The sequence below is a fragment of the Pseudomonas sp. TAA207 genome (assembly GCF_001529285.1).
GTDB classification, from domain to species: Bacteria; Pseudomonadota; Gammaproteobacteria; order Pseudomonadales; family Pseudomonadaceae; genus Aquipseudomonas; species Aquipseudomonas weihenstephanensis.
This window is the reverse complement of record NZ_LLWJ01000064.1, coordinates 172017-187556: the sequence shown is the minus strand read 5'-3', so window position 1 is coordinate 187556 and position 15540 is coordinate 172017. Positions and strand designations below refer to the sequence as shown.

Annotated in this window: 15 protein-coding genes; 13 read left to right on the top strand and 2 right to left on the bottom strand. The window is 55.7% G+C overall.

The genetic code is table 11. The features are described from left to right. The first annotated feature begins 31 nt into the window (after window positions 1-31). The 6 genes from cheR (at window position 32) to AP059_RS22465 (ending at window position 5504) form a co-directional block, all read left to right on the top strand. Window positions 32-859, top strand: coding sequence for a protein-glutamate O-methyltransferase CheR (gene cheR, locus AP059_RS10900; RefSeq protein ID WP_048363517.1), 828 nt, complete (start codon window positions 32-34; stop codon window positions 857-859). Between the two features lie 401 nt (window positions 860-1260). After that, window positions 1261-1668 carry a flagellar basal body rod protein FlgB gene (gene flgB / locus AP059_RS10895; RefSeq protein ID WP_059763189.1) on the top strand — a complete coding sequence of 136 codons (408 nt, stop codon included), beginning with the start codon at window positions 1261-1263 and terminating at the stop codon, window positions 1666-1668. A gap of 3 nt (window positions 1669-1671) precedes the next feature. Further along, window positions 1672-2115, top strand: coding sequence for a flagellar basal body rod protein FlgC (gene flgC / locus AP059_RS10890; RefSeq protein ID WP_048363519.1), 444 nt, complete (start codon window positions 1672-1674; stop codon window positions 2113-2115). A 15-nt stretch (window positions 2116-2130) separates the two neighbouring features. Then, window positions 2131-2859 carry a flagellar hook assembly protein FlgD gene (gene flgD, locus AP059_RS10885; RefSeq protein WP_059763188.1) on the top strand — a complete coding sequence of 243 codons (729 nt, stop codon included), beginning with the start codon at window positions 2131-2133 and terminating at the stop codon, window positions 2857-2859. 29 nt (window positions 2860-2888) lie between these two features. Next, complete coding sequence (gene flgE / locus AP059_RS10880) at window positions 2889-4217, top strand: flagellar hook protein FlgE (protein ID WP_059763187.1); 1329 nt, start codon at window positions 2889-2891, stop codon at window positions 4215-4217. Between the two features lie 180 nt (window positions 4218-4397). After that, window positions 4398-5504 carry a hypothetical protein gene (locus AP059_RS22465; protein ID WP_156425777.1) on the top strand — a complete coding sequence of 369 codons (1107 nt, stop codon included), beginning with the start codon at window positions 4398-4400 and terminating at the stop codon, window positions 5502-5504. Window positions 5505-5598: 94 nt separating this feature from the next. On the opposite strand, the gene AP059_RS10870 is transcribed toward AP059_RS22465, so the two are convergent. After that, the gene (locus AP059_RS10870) at window positions 5599-8472 is read right to left on the bottom strand and encodes a ribonucleoside-diphosphate reductase subunit alpha (RefSeq protein WP_059763186.1); all 2874 of its coding nucleotides are present in this window, start codon (window positions 8470-8472) and stop codon (window positions 5599-5601) included. A 693-nt stretch (window positions 8473-9165) separates the two neighbouring features. Continuing rightward, window positions 9166-11457, bottom strand: a complete 2292-nt coding sequence (bglX, locus tag AP059_RS10865) for a beta-glucosidase BglX (protein WP_059763185.1) — start codon at window positions 11455-11457, stop codon at window positions 9166-9168. A 263-nt stretch (window positions 11458-11720) separates the two neighbouring features. Between bglX and AP059_RS10860 the strand changes: the two genes are divergently transcribed. The 7 genes from AP059_RS10860 (at window position 11721) to AP059_RS22340 (ending at window position 15537) form a co-directional block, all read left to right on the top strand. Beyond that, a complete protein-coding gene (locus AP059_RS10860; RefSeq protein WP_059763184.1) occupies window positions 11721-12329 on the top strand; it encodes a LemA family protein in 609 nt (202 codons plus the stop codon). Window positions 12330-12436: 107 nt separating this feature from the next. Further along, complete coding sequence (locus AP059_RS22855) at window positions 12437-13180, top strand: TPM domain-containing protein (RefSeq protein WP_059763183.1); 744 nt, start codon at window positions 12437-12439, stop codon at window positions 13178-13180. Window positions 13181-13208: 28 nt separating this feature from the next. Further along, window positions 13209-13823, top strand: coding sequence for a TPM domain-containing protein (locus AP059_RS10850; RefSeq protein WP_059763182.1), 615 nt, complete (start codon window positions 13209-13211; stop codon window positions 13821-13823). Between the two features lie 254 nt (window positions 13824-14077). Beyond that, window positions 14078-14299: a LuxR C-terminal-related transcriptional regulator gene (locus tag AP059_RS10845; RefSeq protein WP_082706786.1), complete on the top strand. Its 222-nt coding sequence runs from the start codon at window positions 14078-14080 to the stop codon at window positions 14297-14299. Between the two features lie 56 nt (window positions 14300-14355). Beyond that, window positions 14356-14907 (top strand): hypothetical protein, encoded by a 552-nt coding sequence (locus AP059_RS10840; protein WP_059763180.1) that lies wholly within the window; start codon window positions 14356-14358, stop codon window positions 14905-14907. Next, window positions 14888-15166 carry a hypothetical protein gene (locus tag AP059_RS10835; RefSeq protein ID WP_256209808.1) on the top strand — a complete coding sequence of 93 codons (279 nt, stop codon included), beginning with the start codon at window positions 14888-14890 and terminating at the stop codon, window positions 15164-15166. Before AP059_RS10840 ends, AP059_RS10835 begins: the two co-directional genes overlap by 20 nt. Before the next feature lie 68 nt (window positions 15167-15234). Continuing rightward, a complete protein-coding gene (locus AP059_RS22340) occupies window positions 15235-15537 on the top strand; it encodes a hypothetical protein (RefSeq protein ID WP_131811520.1) in 303 nt (100 codons plus the stop codon). The last annotated feature ends 3 nt before the right edge of the window (window positions 15538-15540 follow it).

Below are 15540 nucleotides of genomic sequence, written 5' to 3'. Positions count from 1 at the left end.
CGGTTAACACGATTGATAGAGGCAGGATCATTTGTCTACGGGTAATTTGGATTTTGAGCAGTTCCGGGTTTTCCTGGAAAAAGCCTGTGGCATTTTGCTAGGTGAGAACAAGCAGTACCTTGTTTCCAGCCGTCTCAACAAGCTGATGGAACAGCAAGGTATCAAGTCGTTGGGTGAGCTGATTCAGCGCATCCAGAGCCAGCCCCGCAGCGGGTTGCGCGAGCAGGTGGTCGATGCAATGACCACCAACGAAACCCTGTGGTTTCGCGATACCTACCCCTTTGAAGTGCTGAAGAACAAAGTCCTGCCTGAGCTGACCAAGGCTAATCCGGGTCAACGTTTACGTATCTGGTCGGCGGCGTGCTCTTCGGGGCAAGAGCCGTTTTCGCTGTCAATGGCCATTGATGAATACGAGCGCACCAACCTTGGGCAATTGAAGGCGGGCGTGCAGATTGTGGCCACCGACCTGTCCAGCTTGATGCTTAACACCTGCAAAACGGGCGAGTACGACAGCCTGGCGATTGGCCGTGGTTTGTCCCAGGAGCGCTTGCAACGCTACTTCGATCCGAAAGGGCCGGGGCGTTGGGTGATCAAGGCGCCGATCAAAAATCGCGTCGAGTTTCGCTCCTTCAACCTGCTGGACAGCTACGCCGGGTTGGGCAAGTTCGACATGGTGTTCTGCCGCAACGTGCTGATCTACTTCTCGGCGGAGGTCAAAAAAGACATCTTGCTGCGTATTCACAGCACGTTGAAGCCGGGGGGGTATCTGTTCCTGGGTGCATCCGAGGCATTGAACGGCTTGCCGGATCACTACCAGATGGTCCAGTGCAGTCCGGGCATCATCTATCAGGCCAAGTAAGTCGGTCTGCGCGTCATCACAACGGGAGCCCGCAAGGCTCCCGTTTTTTTTGCGCTGTAGGGACTGCCCAGGTACGAGGCCGCGATCAAGCGCGAAGCGCTCGCAAACCTGAGCACCGTGGCGTGTCTGAAGAACCAGATTGAATGGTTTTACGACGACCTTGTCGCCGGACGCAGCCTGCGCGGTTCTGCATTTGCGCTCTTGAGCGGTTATTGAGGAACAAAGCGGCAGAAAAGCGGCAGTCGGCGGTCAGTCATTGCCGCTTTTCTGGCATTGGCGCAGCTCATTCCCGCGCAAAGCCTTGAAATATGGGGGTGTGAAAACTGGCACGGCGTTTGCTCTATCCACTGCATGTAAGACCTGAACCACATTCTCAGGTCAGCCCACAAAGGTTTTCCGACATGAGCATCAGCTTCGATAAAGCGCTCGGTATCCATGAGCAAGCCCTTGGCTTTCGCGCACAGCGCGCCGAAGTCCTGGCGAACAACATCGCCAACGCCGATACCCCGAACTACAAGGCTCGGGACTTGGATTTTGCCTCTGTGCTTGCCGCACAGAGTGACAAAAACAAGAACGGCAGCTTTGCCTTGAACATGACCAACAGCCGCCATATCGAAGCTCAGGGCCTGAGCAGTGGCGAGGAGTCATTGTTGTACCGCACGCCCATGCAGCCCTCTATCGACCAGAACACGGTGGATGCTCAGCTCGAACAATCGAACTACGCAGAGAATGCGGTCAACTTCCAGGCCAGCTTCACGCTGCTCAACAGCAAATTCAAAGGGCTGGTATCAGCCCTGCGCGGAGAGTAATCCATGTCTCTAGCCAGTGTTTTCAATATTGCCGGTAGCGGCATGAGTGCTCAGACCACTCGACTGAACACCGTCGCCAGTAACATCGCCAACGCCGAGACCGTTTCGTCGAGCATCGACCAAACCTACCGCGCCCGTCACCCAGTGTTCGCCACCATGTTTCAGGGCGCGCAAAGCGGTAACGGCGGTTCGCTGTTCCAGAATCAGGACGCAGCCGGGCAGGGCGTACAAGTGCTGGGCGTGGTCGAAGACCAAAGCAACCTCGACGCCCGCTACGAGCCGAACCATCCTTCTGCCGACGCCAAAGGGTATGTGTACTACCCCAACGTCAACGTGGTTGAAGAAATGGCTGACATGATTTCCGCCAGTCGTTCGTTCCAGACCAACGCCGAAATGATGAACACCGCCAAAACCATGATGCAGAAGGTCCTGACCCTGGGTCAGTGATAAGGAACGACGCAAATGAGTGTGACCGATTCCGTCAGCAACAAAACCCTCAATCAGGTGCTGGCCAACTCTGCCCAGGCCAAAGCCACGGACACCAGTCTGGCGGCGGCGTCCAAGGCGGTTGCAGGCAATGATAAAGCCCTGGGCAAGGATGCGTTCTTGCAATTGCTGGTCACCCAGCTGAAAAACCAGAACCCGCTGGACCCGCAAGACAACACCGCGTTCGTCGCGCAGTTGGCGCAGTTCAGCAGCCTGGAAGGCATCACCACTCTCAATGACTCGGTGAACTCCATCACCGGCGGCTTGCAGTCCTCGCAAGCCTTGCAGGCGTCGTCGCTGGTGGGCCGTTCGGTGATCGTGCAAACCGGTGAAGCGTTGGTCGATACCGCCAGCGAAAAACCGTTCAACGGCACGGTCGTGGTGAAAGAGGCGGACACCAAGCCGACTATCACCATCACCGATGCAGACGGCGAACTGGTCAGAACCATCCAGATGCCTGCACAGAAAGCCGGCAATGTCGACTTCACCTGGGACGGCAAAAATGATGACGGTGAGCTGATGCCTAAAGGCAATTACACCTTCACCGCATCGTCTAAAACCGACACCACCACCACGGCGCTCACCACCTACCTGCCTGCCACAGTCAACAGCGTGACACTGAGCAAAACCGGCGGTGAAATCATGCTCAATCTCGCAGGCCTGGGCAGCATTGGCATGTCCAAAGTCCAGACCATTGGCCTCTAAGCCGACCCATACGCCTCAAGGAGTGAAACATGTCTTTTAATATCGGCCTTAGCGGCCTCTATGCGGCCAACAAACAACTCGACGTTACCGGCAACAACATTGCCAACGTTGCCACCAGCGGTTTCAAAGCATCGCGCGCCGAGTTCTCGGATATTTACTCGGCGAGCAAGCTGGGCGTCGGCAGCAAGACCATCGGCAGCGGTGTGAACCTGGCCAACGTCTCGCAGAACTTTGCCCAAGGTTCGATCAACAACACCGGCAACCTGCTGGACATGGGCATTCAGGGCAGCGGCTTTTTCGTGCTGAGCGAAAACGGCTCGCTGAGCTACACCCGTGCCGGTACGTTCAAGGCCGATAAAGATGGCTTCGTCACCAGCACTGATGGCAGCGCGCGGTTGCAGGGTTACGGCGTTGACGCCAACGGCAAAATCATCAATGGCGTGCTGACGGACCTGCGTATCGACACCTCGAACCTGGCGCCCAAGGCGAGCGGCTCGGTGGACTCGACCATCAACCTGAACTCGACCAGCGATGTGATCGACCAGGTGAAAAACCCGTTCGACCCTTCAAAGCTTGAAACCTACAGCAAAAAATTCAGCACCACTGTTTACGATACCCAGGGCAACCCGCACCCGATGGATCAGTACATGGTGAAAACCGATTCCAACACCTGGAAAACCTACACCCTGATCGATGGCCGCAACCCGGACGGCAGCCCGGTCACGGGTAAAGATGCCGAGGCCCCGGTCGCCTCGACCATGGTCTTCGACTCGGCAGGCGCGCTGACTAGCGTCACCACACCCGACCCGGACCCGACCAAGCCAGACATCATCAGCAGCACCCTGACGGTGGGTAACTGGATGCCAGGTGCCGAGGTTAACGGTAAGTGGGTGTCCAACGGTGCCGCTTCCAAAGATGGCGGTATTGCCATCAACATGGCCAAAACCACCCAGTACAACACCGATACCTCGCGTAACCCGCCGACCCAGGACGGTTATGCCACTGGCCAGATCACCAACCTGACCATCGACGGTTCGGGCGTGATGTTTGCCAACTTCAGCAACAACCAGAGCCGTGCCATTGGCCAGATCTCGCTCGCCAGCTTCACCAACGAGCAAGGTTTGCAGCCTATCGGCGGTACAGCCTGGAAAGAAACCTTCGCCTCGGGTCAGGCCGGTTACGATGCACCGCAAATTGGCAGCCTGGGCGCCATCAAGTCCAACTCGCTGGAAGACTCCAACGTCAACCTGACCAACGAGCTGGTTGACCTGATCAAAGCGCAGAGTAACTACCAGGCCAACGCCAAAACCATCTCCACGCAGAGCACCATCATGCAGACCATCATTCAGATGACCTGATGCCCTGGCGCTCCACACAAAACCCCTCGAAAGAGGGGTTTTTTTGTGTGTCTCAAATACACATGCTGTCCCGTCGCGACTGCTCAAATACTGACATGGTTGGAATAGGAACCCCCGCGTAACTGCTCGCCACTGATTGAGTTGGAGCCTGATGGCTCACCAATCTAGGGAGGGCAGGATATGAATGTTTCTGGAATACACAGGCCGAGTGCCGGGTACGCTGCGGATTACCCGAGGGCAGATCTGGCAGTCAAGTCAGACCCGGTGGAGCCTGAGGCCAATGCCGCTTCAGTGAAAAAGTTGCTCGACGAGTTGTTTGAGGTCACCAACACGCCCAAAGATCACAAGGTTAAAGAGCTGACGGAGAAACTGGAGGCGCTTCGAACAAGGCTCGGGGATGAAAAATTTAAAGAAATCCTTGATCTGTTGCGCCAGCAAGCAGAAGCCTCGGCAGAGTTTCTGGAGTTTCTACGCAAATTGACCAAGTCGATGTTTGGGGATGACTATGTCCCGTCGCCAGGCCCAAGTCCAAGTCCAAGTCCAAGTCCAAGTCCAAGTCCAAGCCCAGGCCCAAGCCCAGGTCCAAGCCCAGGTCCAGGCCCAGGCATTAACCCGTCTCCGATAGGTCCGGGCGACAGGATGAGCAATAAGCCGACCACTTCGGGCGCCCAGTTCTTCAACTACAAGCCGGATCGCAGCGATCCAGGAAAGCAGCCGACCAATATCTGGAGTGGGTTCAGCCAAGGTCCGGACGGTAACTGCGTCACGGTTTCTGCTATCAAGGTAGCCATGATGGCGGCCGGGCAGAAGCCCACGGATATTTTTAGCGCTGTGAAAGAAACCGCGAATGGTTTCGATGTGACCATGCGCGATGGATTCAGGCTGCAATTGAGCAAGGATGAGTTGAGGGTGGCTGCCAGAGAGGCTCGCTTCAAGGGGGATGATCCGAAGATGATTACGGATGCGAATTTCCTGTATGCCGCCAGCGTCAAGCGTGCGCAAATTGAGGGTAATGACGGCAAGCGCAATATGACATTCGAGGGGGCGGCCGCCAGCCTTAATGACGGTGAACATGGCGATGAGGGGCTACAGCGTCTTGGGTTGAAGAACTACACCCGCAGAACCTCAGCCTCGGATTTGGCGGGTGGGCAGTTGGGCCATTCAATGGCGGTGATTGGTGGACTGGAAGAGCGGTGGGGCACGCGGGGCGGGAGGCCACCTTCGCATAGCGATGCTTATGCTCTGGATATAGCGAGTTTGCGCCGTGACACGCTTAAGGTCGCCTGATTCGCGGTATTTTTTGAGGTAAAAGAAAACCCCCGACAAGCCAGAGGCTTGTCGGGGGTTTTATGTAAGCGCCGTGAGGCGCTTACGGTTCAGCTTATTGGCACGCTTCGCAATCCGGCTCGTCAATCGCGCAAGCTTTTGGCACTGGGGCCGGGCCCGCTGGCGCAGCCGCGACGTCTTCGCTGTTGTTGCCGTTCGATACAGCGTTGAGCTTGCCGGTGTTGACCGTCGACTTCTCGGTGCTGGTCGCGGCCAGTGCACGGAGGTAGTAGGTGGTTTTCAGGCCACGGTACCAAGCCATGCGGTAGGTCACGTCCAGTTTCTTGCCCGAAGCGCCCGCGATGTACAGGTTCAGCGACTGAGCCTGGTCGATCCACTTTTGACGACGGCTGGCCGCGTCGACGATCCATTTGGTGTCCACTTCAAATGCAGTCGCATACAGCTCTTTAAGCTCTTGCGGGATGCGTTCGATTTGCTGCACCGAACCGTCGTAGTACTTCAGGTCGTTGATCATGACCGAGTCCCACAGGCCGCGCGCCTTGAGGTCGCGAACCAGGTAGGGGTTGATCACGGTGAATTCGCCCGACAGGTTCGATTTCACATACAGGTTTTGATAGGTCGGTTCGATCGACTGCGATACGCCGGTAATGTTGGCGATGGTGGCGGTCGGTGCGATGGCCATGATGTTGGAGTTACGAATGCCGTTCTGTACACGGGCGCGAACCGGTGCCCAGTCCAGGGATTCGTTCAGGTCAACGTCAATGTACTTCTGACCGCGCTGCTCGATCAGGATCTGTTGCGAATCCAGTGGCAGGATGCCTTTGGACCACAGCGAACCCTGGAACGTCTCGTAGGCGCCACGCTCGTCAGCCAGGTCGCACGACGCCTGAATGGCGAAGTAGCTGACGGCTTCCATCGACTTGTCGGCAAACTCGACAGCCGCTTGGGAGGCATACGGAATGTGTTGCAGGTACAGCGCGTCCTGGAAGCCCATGATGCCCAGGCCGACCGGGCGGTGCTTGAAGTTCGAGTTACGCGCTTGCGGCACCGAGTAGTAGTTGATGTCGATCACGTTGTCGAGCATGCGCACGGCCACGTCGATGGTGCGCTTGAGCTTGGCGGTGTCCAGCTTGCCGTCCTTGATATGGTTCGGCAGGTTGATCGAACCCAGGTTGCAAACAGCGATCTCGTCCTTGTTGGTGTTCAAGGTGATCTCGGTGCACAGGTTCGAGCTGTGAACCACGCCCACGTGCTGCTGCGGGCTGCGCAGGTTGCACGGGTCTTTGAAGGTCAGCCACGGGTGGCCGGTTTCAAACAGCATGGACAGCATTTTGCGCCACAGGTCTTTGGCCTGAATGGTCTTGAACAGCTTGATCTTGCCAGGGTACTGAGACAGTGCTTCGTAGTACTCGTAACGCTCTTCGAAGGCTTTACCGGTCAGGTCGTGCAGGTCCGGTACTTCGGAGGGCGAGAACAGGGTCCACGGGCCGTCATCGAAGACGCGCTTCATGAACAGGTCAGGGATCCAGTTGGCGGTGTTCATGTCGTGGGTGCGACGACGGTCATCACCGGTGTTCTTGCGCAGCTCGATGAACTCTTCGATGTCCATGTGCCAGGTTTCAAGGTAAGCGCACACGGCGCCTTTACGCTTGCCACCCTGGTTAACGGCAACGGCGGTGTCGTTCACCACTTTGAGGAACGGCACAACACCCTGGGATTTGCCGTTGGTGCCTTTGATCCACGAACCCAGCGCACGGACTGGCGTCCAGTCGTTGCCCAGGCCACCGGCGAATTTGGACAGCATGGCGTTGTCGTGGATCGCGTGGTAGATGCCTGACAGGTCATCCGGCACGGTGGTCAGGTAGCAGCTCGACAGTTGTGGACGCTGAGTACCGGCGTTGAACAGTGTCGGCGTCGAAGACATGTAGTCGAAGGACGACAGCAAGTTGTAGAACTCGATGGCGCGGTCTTCTTTTTGCTTCTCTTCGATCGCAAGGCCCATGGCCACGCGCATGAAGAAGATTTGTGGCAGTTCAAAACGCACGCCATCCTTGTGGATGAAGTAGCGGTCGTACAGGGTTTGCAGGCCCAGGTAGGTGAACTGCTGATCGCGCTCGTGGTTGATCGCCTGGCCCAGTTTCTCCAGGTCGAAGGTCGCCAGAATCGGGTTCAGCAGGTCGAACTCAATACCCTTGGCGATGTAGGCAGGCAGGGCCTTGGCGTACAGGTCAGCCATTTCGTGGTGAGTGGCGCTTTCGGCCACTTGCAGGAAGCTCAAGCCTTCGGCACGCAAGGTGTCCATCAGCAGGCGAGCAGTCACGAACGAGTAGTTAGGCTCGCGCTCAACCAGGGTACGGGCCGTCATCACCAGGGCGGTGTTGACGTCGCTCAGGGCCACGCCGTCGTACAGGTTTTTCAGGGTTTCGCGCTGGATCAGGTCGCCATCGACTTCTTCCAGGCCTTCGCAGGCTTCGGTAACGATGGTGTTCAGGCGGCCCATGTCGAGCGGTGCAAAGGTGCCGTCGGCGCGCGTGATGCGGATCGAGGGGTGAGCCACAACAGCGTCGTCGGCAGGTGCGCGCGTGGCACGTTCTTTGGAGCGGGCATCGCGGTAGATCACATAGTCACGGGCTACTTTCTGCTCGCCGGCGCGCATCAGGGCCAGTTCAACCTGGTCCTGGATTTCTTCGATGTGGATGGTGCCACCCGATGGCATGCGGCGCTTGAAGGTCGCAGTGACTTGTTCGGTCAAGCGGGCAACGGTGTCGTGGATGCGCGACGAAGCGGCGGCATTGCCGCCTTCAACTGCAAGAAACGCTTTGGTGATGGCGACGGTGATCTTGTCATCGGTGTAAGGAACCACGGTCCCGTTACGTTTGATCACGCGCAATTGGCCTGGCGCGGTCGCAGATAGATCCAGATTTGAATCAGAACCCTGCGAGTTCTCGCGAGTTGTGTCGGTTTGCATGGGTGTCTCCACGTTCTCTATGTTTATTTGGGCGCCTCAAAAAGGTGCCCACCGTTGCGTCCTGAAGCACTACAACCGGTGATTAACCGGGCATACCAACCTCGGGACGTACAGAAAGGGGTGTATTTGGCCGCTTCCTTGCCGAAGTTTTGGGTTTGCGCGTACCGCCTCAAACCTTATTCCTGGTGGGTGACAGTTAGGTACTGCAACACCCGGGCCGCATTCCGGCATCAGCCAAAAAACGGTTGCCATCCGCATGAGCGGTTTGGGCTTTGAAAACTGCGTTTGGTTCAACCCGACAGGCGCGAGAAAAGGGCTTGAAATTCTCGACTGAGTTGTGTTGGGTTTTTGCCCTAAAACCCTACATGTAGGGTCTTTTGGCGGAATTGATACAAGATATGCGTTTTGCGGGTCTCGTGCAATGCACTTCCTGTGGATAACTCTGTGTGTAAATTGTGTATGAAACGCAAAAAATCCATGTAGGCCGCATGGCACCGGCATTACACCGTTTGTCACTGGTTTTTGCGGGGTCGTATCGGCGGTCTGAATTTTGAGGGCGCGAACCCTACCACAAAAAACAGCGCTGTCCGAACGCATTTTTTGGCGTGTGCAAAGATAGAAAAGGTCAAGCGCAGATTGGCATCAAGAAGTGCCGGGAAGACCGTTCAAAGCCTTCCCGGCTGTTACGCGAAATTAGAGCAATTGGAAGCTCTTTTGCTGGACGTTTTGTGAATCAAGCCCTAGTTGCACGTTGAACTCACCGGGTTCGGCGGCGTATTTCAACTGTGCGTTGTAAAACTTCAGGGCGTCTTCGTCGATGCTGAACTGCACGACTTTCTCTTCGCCGGGCTTAAGCATCAGCTTGTGGAAGTTTTTCAGCTCTTTGACGGGGCGGCTCATCGACGCACTCACGTCTTGTATATAAAGCTGCACCACCGTCTCACCAGCACGCTGGCCGGTGTTTTTCACCGTCACGCTGGCCGTCAGGGCTGCACCCGGCTTGAGGGTCTCGCTGGAGAGGCGCACATCTGACAGGCTGAAGTCGGTGTAGCTCAGGCCATAACCGAACGGGTAAAGCGGGGTGTTGGGTTCGTCAAAGTACTGCGAGGTGTAGTTGCCAGGTTTGCCTGGGGTGTAGGGGCGACCAATGCGCAGATGGCTGTAGTAGCTCGGAATCTGACCTACCGAACGCGGGAATGTGATTGGCAGTTTGCCCGACGGGTTGTAGTCGCCAAACAGCACGTCGGCGATGGCATTGCCGCCTTCAGTGCCGGTGTACCAGGTTTCCAGCACCGCGTCGGCCTGTTGTATCTGTTGATCAATGGACAGCGGCCGGCCATTCATCAGCACCAGTACCAGCGGCTTGCCAGTAGCTTTCAGGGCGCTGATCAAGGCCCGCTGCGGGGCTGGCAAGTCGAGGTCAGTGCGGCTGGCGGCTTCATGGGACATGCCGCGAGCTTCGCCCACCACGGCGACCACGATATCGGCCTGTTGCGCCGCTTTGACGGCTTCATCGAGCATGACTTGCGCCGGGCGCGGGTCATTGGTCACATCGAGCATATTGGGGTTGGAATGATTGAGGTAGTCGACCACCGTCTGATCATCCGTCACATTGGCGCCCCGGGCGTAGGTCAGCGTGGCCTGTTTACCCATGGCATTGCGCAACCCTTCACGTACTGTCACTGATTGCGCGGGTACACCGGCGCCCGACCAACTGCCGAGCATGTCGATCTTCGAATCGGCCAGCGGCCCGATCAGCGCGATGCGCGCCTGTTTGTTCAAGGGCAGGGTATGGGACTCATTCTTGAGCAGCACCTGACTTTTTCGCGCTACGTCACGGGCTTCGGCCCGGTGCAGGCGGCTTTCAGCGTTGACATCGGCCGGGTCGTCTTCAGCCTTGCCTATGCGCAGGTAGGGGTTATTAAACAGTCCCATGTCGTATTTGGCGCCAAGCACCTCGCGTACGGCGTTATCCAGATCGCTCTGCGCTACTTTTCCGGACTTGACCAAGCCTGGCAGTTCTTTGCCATACACCAGGTCATTCATGCTCATGTCGACACCCGCTTTGATCGCCAGCGTGGCAGCTTCACGCTCGTCTTTGGCCACCCCGTGCTTGATCAGCTCAAGAATCGCGCCATGATCACTGACAGCCACCCCTTTGAAGCCCCATTCCTTACGCAATAAATCCTGCATAAGCCACATGTTGGAGGTGGCCGGTACCCCGTTGATCGAGTTCAGCGCCACCATTACGCTTCCAGCCCCAGCCTCAATAGCGGCGTGGTAGGGCGGTAGGTAATCCTGAAACATGCGGGTAGTACTCATGTCGACGATGTTGTAGTCCCGTCCACCTTCCACGGCGCCATAAAGCGCGAAGTGTTTGACGCTGGCCATGATGTTGCCGGGCAGGGCGGGAGACACGCCTTGATAGGCCTGCACCATGACCTTGGCAATGCGCGAAACCAGATAGGTGTCTTCGCCAAAACCTTCCGAGGTCCGACCCCAGCGAGGATCGCGAGCGATATCGACCATCGGCGAAAACGTCAGGTCGAGGCTATCGGCGCTGGCTTCCTTGGCCGAAATCCGGCCACTCAGGGCGATGGCGTCCATATCCCAGCTGGAGGCCAGTGCCAGACTGATAGGGAAAATGGTGCGATGCCCGTGAATCACGTCATAGGCAAAGAACATGGGGATTTTCAAACGGCTGCGCATGGCGGCGTCTTGCATCGGACGGTTTTCGGGACGCGTCACCGAGTTAAACGTGCCGCCGATGCGGCCTGCGGCGATTTCCTTGCGAATCAATTCGCGGGGCATGTCGGTTGCAATGCTGATAAGACGCAACTGCCCGACCTTTTCGTCGAGGGTCATTTGTTTGAGCAGGTCGGCGACAAACACCTCCTTAGGAGGCAGCGGGGCCGTAGGCGTTTGGGCCCAGACGGCGTGGCTGGTCAGGCTAATCGCGATCGCCAGCAAACACATTTTGGTCATGAAATTCTTCTGCGCGCCGTTCACTCACACCACGTAAACCGGTGGCTTGGGAACGATATTGTTCTGGGAGGGGTGTTTAGTCTGTTTATGGTAGAGATTTGCCCTATCTTTATAGGGGAATATTCCTACATCTTGCGCAGTCTTTTAGCTGATTCGTCCCCAGCAATCCAGTGTTGCCAGGAGATATTCAGGGCGCAGTGGGAGTTTTTAGCGCGAGGGTGGTGTCTATGAACGCAATGCAATCATTTCGGAGCGTCACGAGCATGGGAATACAAAGCGTTAGAGCCTTGGGCTGGAAAGTCATCGCACTGCTGGCGCTGAGCAGCGTATTGGCCGGGTGCGGCATCAACACCATACCCACCCTGGATGAGCAGGTGAAAGCGGCCTGGTCACAAGTGCAGAACCAGTACCAGCGTCGTTCTGACTTGATCCCCAACCTGGTCGAAACCGTCAAGGGCGCGGCCAAGCAGGAGCAGGCAACGCTTACCGCTGTGATTGAGGCGCGGGCCAAGGCCACGTCTATTCAGGTAGACGCCAGCACCCTGAACAACCCGGAAAAACTCAAGCAGTTCCAGGACGCGCAAAATCAACTGACAGGTGCCTTGAGCCGTTTGATGGTGGTGTCGGAACGTTACCCGGACCTCAAGTCCAACCAGAACTTCCTCTCGTTGCAATCGCAACTTGAAGGCACGGAAAACCGCATCAGCGTGGCCCGTCGCGACTTTATTCTTGCGGTAGAGCGCTACAACACTGAAATCCGCACCTTCCCGGGCCGTTTGTGGCATGCCGTGATGTACAGCGACTTGCCGATCCGCCCAACCTTCGAAGCCACCACGCCGGACGCCGACAAAGCGCCTGAAGTGAAGTTTTAAGACGCCTGGCCAATACGCGAGCCCCGTAGCAGCTGCCGAGCAACGAAGACTGCGTTCCTCGGCAACTGCTACGGGTACGTCTCCCCCCTTCAATCAGCGTGGTGCAGATGCGTATATCAAGACTGGGGTCAGGCCTGCTGCTGTGGCTATTTATAGCCACGGCCCAGGCGCTGACATTTCCCGCACTCAACGGACGGGTAGTGGACGACGGGCAAATGCTCGATCCCGCCACGCGTCAGCAATTGACGCAATCGCTTGAAGCCCACGAAAAAGCCACCGGCGAGCAGGTGGTGGTAGTGACCGTGCCTGATTTGCAAGGCACCCCCATTGAAGACTTCGGCTACCAATTGGGGCGCACCTGGGGCATCGGTCAAAAGGACAAAAACAACGGTGCCTTGCTGATCGTTGCCCGTGACGACCGCACATTGCGCATCGAGGTCGGTTATGGGCTGGAAGACCGCCTCACCGACGCGCAATCGTCGGTAATCATCAATCAAGTCATCACGCCTGCCTTTAAAGCGGGCCACTTCAGCCAGGGCATCAGCGACGGTGTTGCAGCGATCCTTCAGGTGTTGGGCGGCGATCCATTGGCCGAACCGGCCTACGCCAGCGGGCAGGGCGATGGCAATGACTTGCTGGCCGAACATCCCTTTGTCGTACTGCTGTTATTCGTCCTGTTTGTCATAGTGGTTGCCGCGTGCCAGTTCTACGGCATCTGCAACTCGGGCGGCGGGGGCGGTTCACGCTCCGGCGGTTTTGGCGGGGGCGGTTTTGGCGGTGGCGCAGGAGGCGGCGGCTTTAGTGGCGGCGGTGGCAGCTTTGGCGGCGGTGGTGCCTCGGGCGGCTGGTAATTCAATTTTCAGGCGAGCATAAATACTCATGGCTTTACTCACACACGCGCAACAACGGCAGGTCGAAGAAGCGGTCACCCGCGCCGAGCAACACACAGACGCCGAAATTGTCACCGTGTTAGCCCCGCGCGCGGACGACTACAGTTATATCCCGCTGCTCTGGGCCAGCTTGATCGCCTTGCTGGTGCCCGCATTGGCGCACTTTTTTATCGGCGGCATTCAGATCTATTCGCTGCTCATGCTGCAATGGGCCAGCTTTGTCTTCCTCAGCCTGATCTTTCGCATCCCGGCGATTACCACCCGCTTGATCCCGCCCCGTGTGCGGCATTGGCGGGCCAGCAATCTGGCGCGGCGCCAGTTTCTGGAGCAAAAGCTGCATCACACCCAAGACCGTACCGGTGTGCTGATTTTTGTCAGTGAAGCTGAGCGTTATGTCGAAATCCTGGTGGATGAAGGGATTTCACGCCATCTGGACGATAGCGACTGGGGCAGCATCGTCAGTGATTTCACGCGTCGGGTGGGTCTGGGTCATACCGCCGAAGGTTTTATTGCCTGCATTGAGGCCAGCGCGCAATTGCTGGCGCAACACATCCCCAAAACCCAACCGCGTAATCAATTGCCGAATCGGTTGGTGATGTTGTAATCGTTTTCTTTGTGGTCTTGATACTTCTGATACTTCGCTAAGAAGTATCAGGCTTTTGTAATATTCTCTTTGTGGTTTTATTCTTGTATCTCCGTAAGTAAGTTCTTGCGAGTCTGCAATATAAGTTCCCGCTATTTATAGTTCTCTTTGTTGTGGAAAACTGTGTTGTCATTTTTTTGAATGATGGCTAGGTTGTATTGTGTCTGGGTGTTTTTTTGATGTGCTCTGAGGTTGATAAAAGATGGAGGAAGGGGATGAAGCTTACATCTAGGGAGAAAGAGGTGCTTGATTTGCTTATGGATGGGCGCACAAATAAGGCGATAGCACAACAGTTGCTGATTAGTGATTTTACGGTTCGGGATCATGTGTCGTCATTGTTGTCAAAGCATGGTGTGGGAAATCGTATGGCGCTAATGGTGGTGGTTAGTCGTTTGGGTGACAACGCCCGAAAATTAACGAAACCCCTACGGATGTAGGGTTGCTGTATCAATATTGAGGGTTTAGTTTTAAGTCAATCGCGCAAGAGGCAGAAATGAAGAAGTCACCTTTTTATATACCGCCTGGTTATGTGGCGACTCCCATGGATTTAGTGGTGATGGTCTTTTTTTGTCTACTGATGTTCGGCGTTGGTGTGATGATGTGGAATGAACGGGTGGAAGTACCCGCGGTGCCTAAAAGCATGGTGCTGCGCAGCGCTTATGTTACCCATGCTTTGGGTAGGTCAAAATCATCAGTGTATTTGTATTTTAATGTGGGGCGAGGCGAGAGTGATTATAAGTACAGGATTGAATTTCCCAGTTATGAGGTCGGTTTATTGGATGTTCGAAAGCATAAAAAATTGTGGGTGGCTGTAGACGCTGACAGCGATAATACATTTGTTTGGGCGGTCTATGATGAAGAGTTTCTACTGATGATGAGCCGTCAGCAGATAGCGCGGTGGACGAGGGATAATAATGTTGTGAGTTATATTATGGTTGCTTACTCAAGTTTGGCTGTAGGTTATTTTGTATTTTATATCATTAGGTGCGGTGTTTTTAATCGATATTGCCAGAGGAAGGTATGCAGTGAGGATAGAGAAGATTGACGAATCAATTTATGTGATTGATGATTTTTTGACAGAAGCTGAAGAGAGTGAAATCAATATTCAGCTCAAAGGAGAGGTGTGGCGGTATAACTGGCCAAATTATGAGGCTTTACCCTTTGTCAGACCCTGCTGGCACGTTTTTATAGCCGGCAAAGGGCGCCCGCTTGGCCAGTCAAGTCTTGATGAATTGAGGGGCAACCAGGCTTGGGGTTTTTTGACGGGGATGTGGGAACGATTTTTAGTATTAAACGAATTATGAAGTCGGCCGGAGATTTCTTTGGCAATAATCCTTCCGATAACTACCTCGATTATAGGTGTGCTCCGGATATGAAGATTGTTGATCGTAATACCCTGAGGCTGGCGTATGCCAATATGATGTTGTCCTGTAATTGGATATCGGCGACGGGTGAGTTGCAGCCTTTTTCAACGGTTGCCCCCGATCTTGGTAACGGAATAGGTGGTGGTTTTATCGGCGGTACATATACACCGTCCAGGCCTGTACTTCCGTCGCCACCGCCTCCCCCTCATAATGTAGGCAATGTAGGTATCAGTATTATTGTGGGTGGCAACACCTATGATGCAGGGGATGAATATGGATGTTGCACAGGCAGCAGTGACGGTTATATATAATTA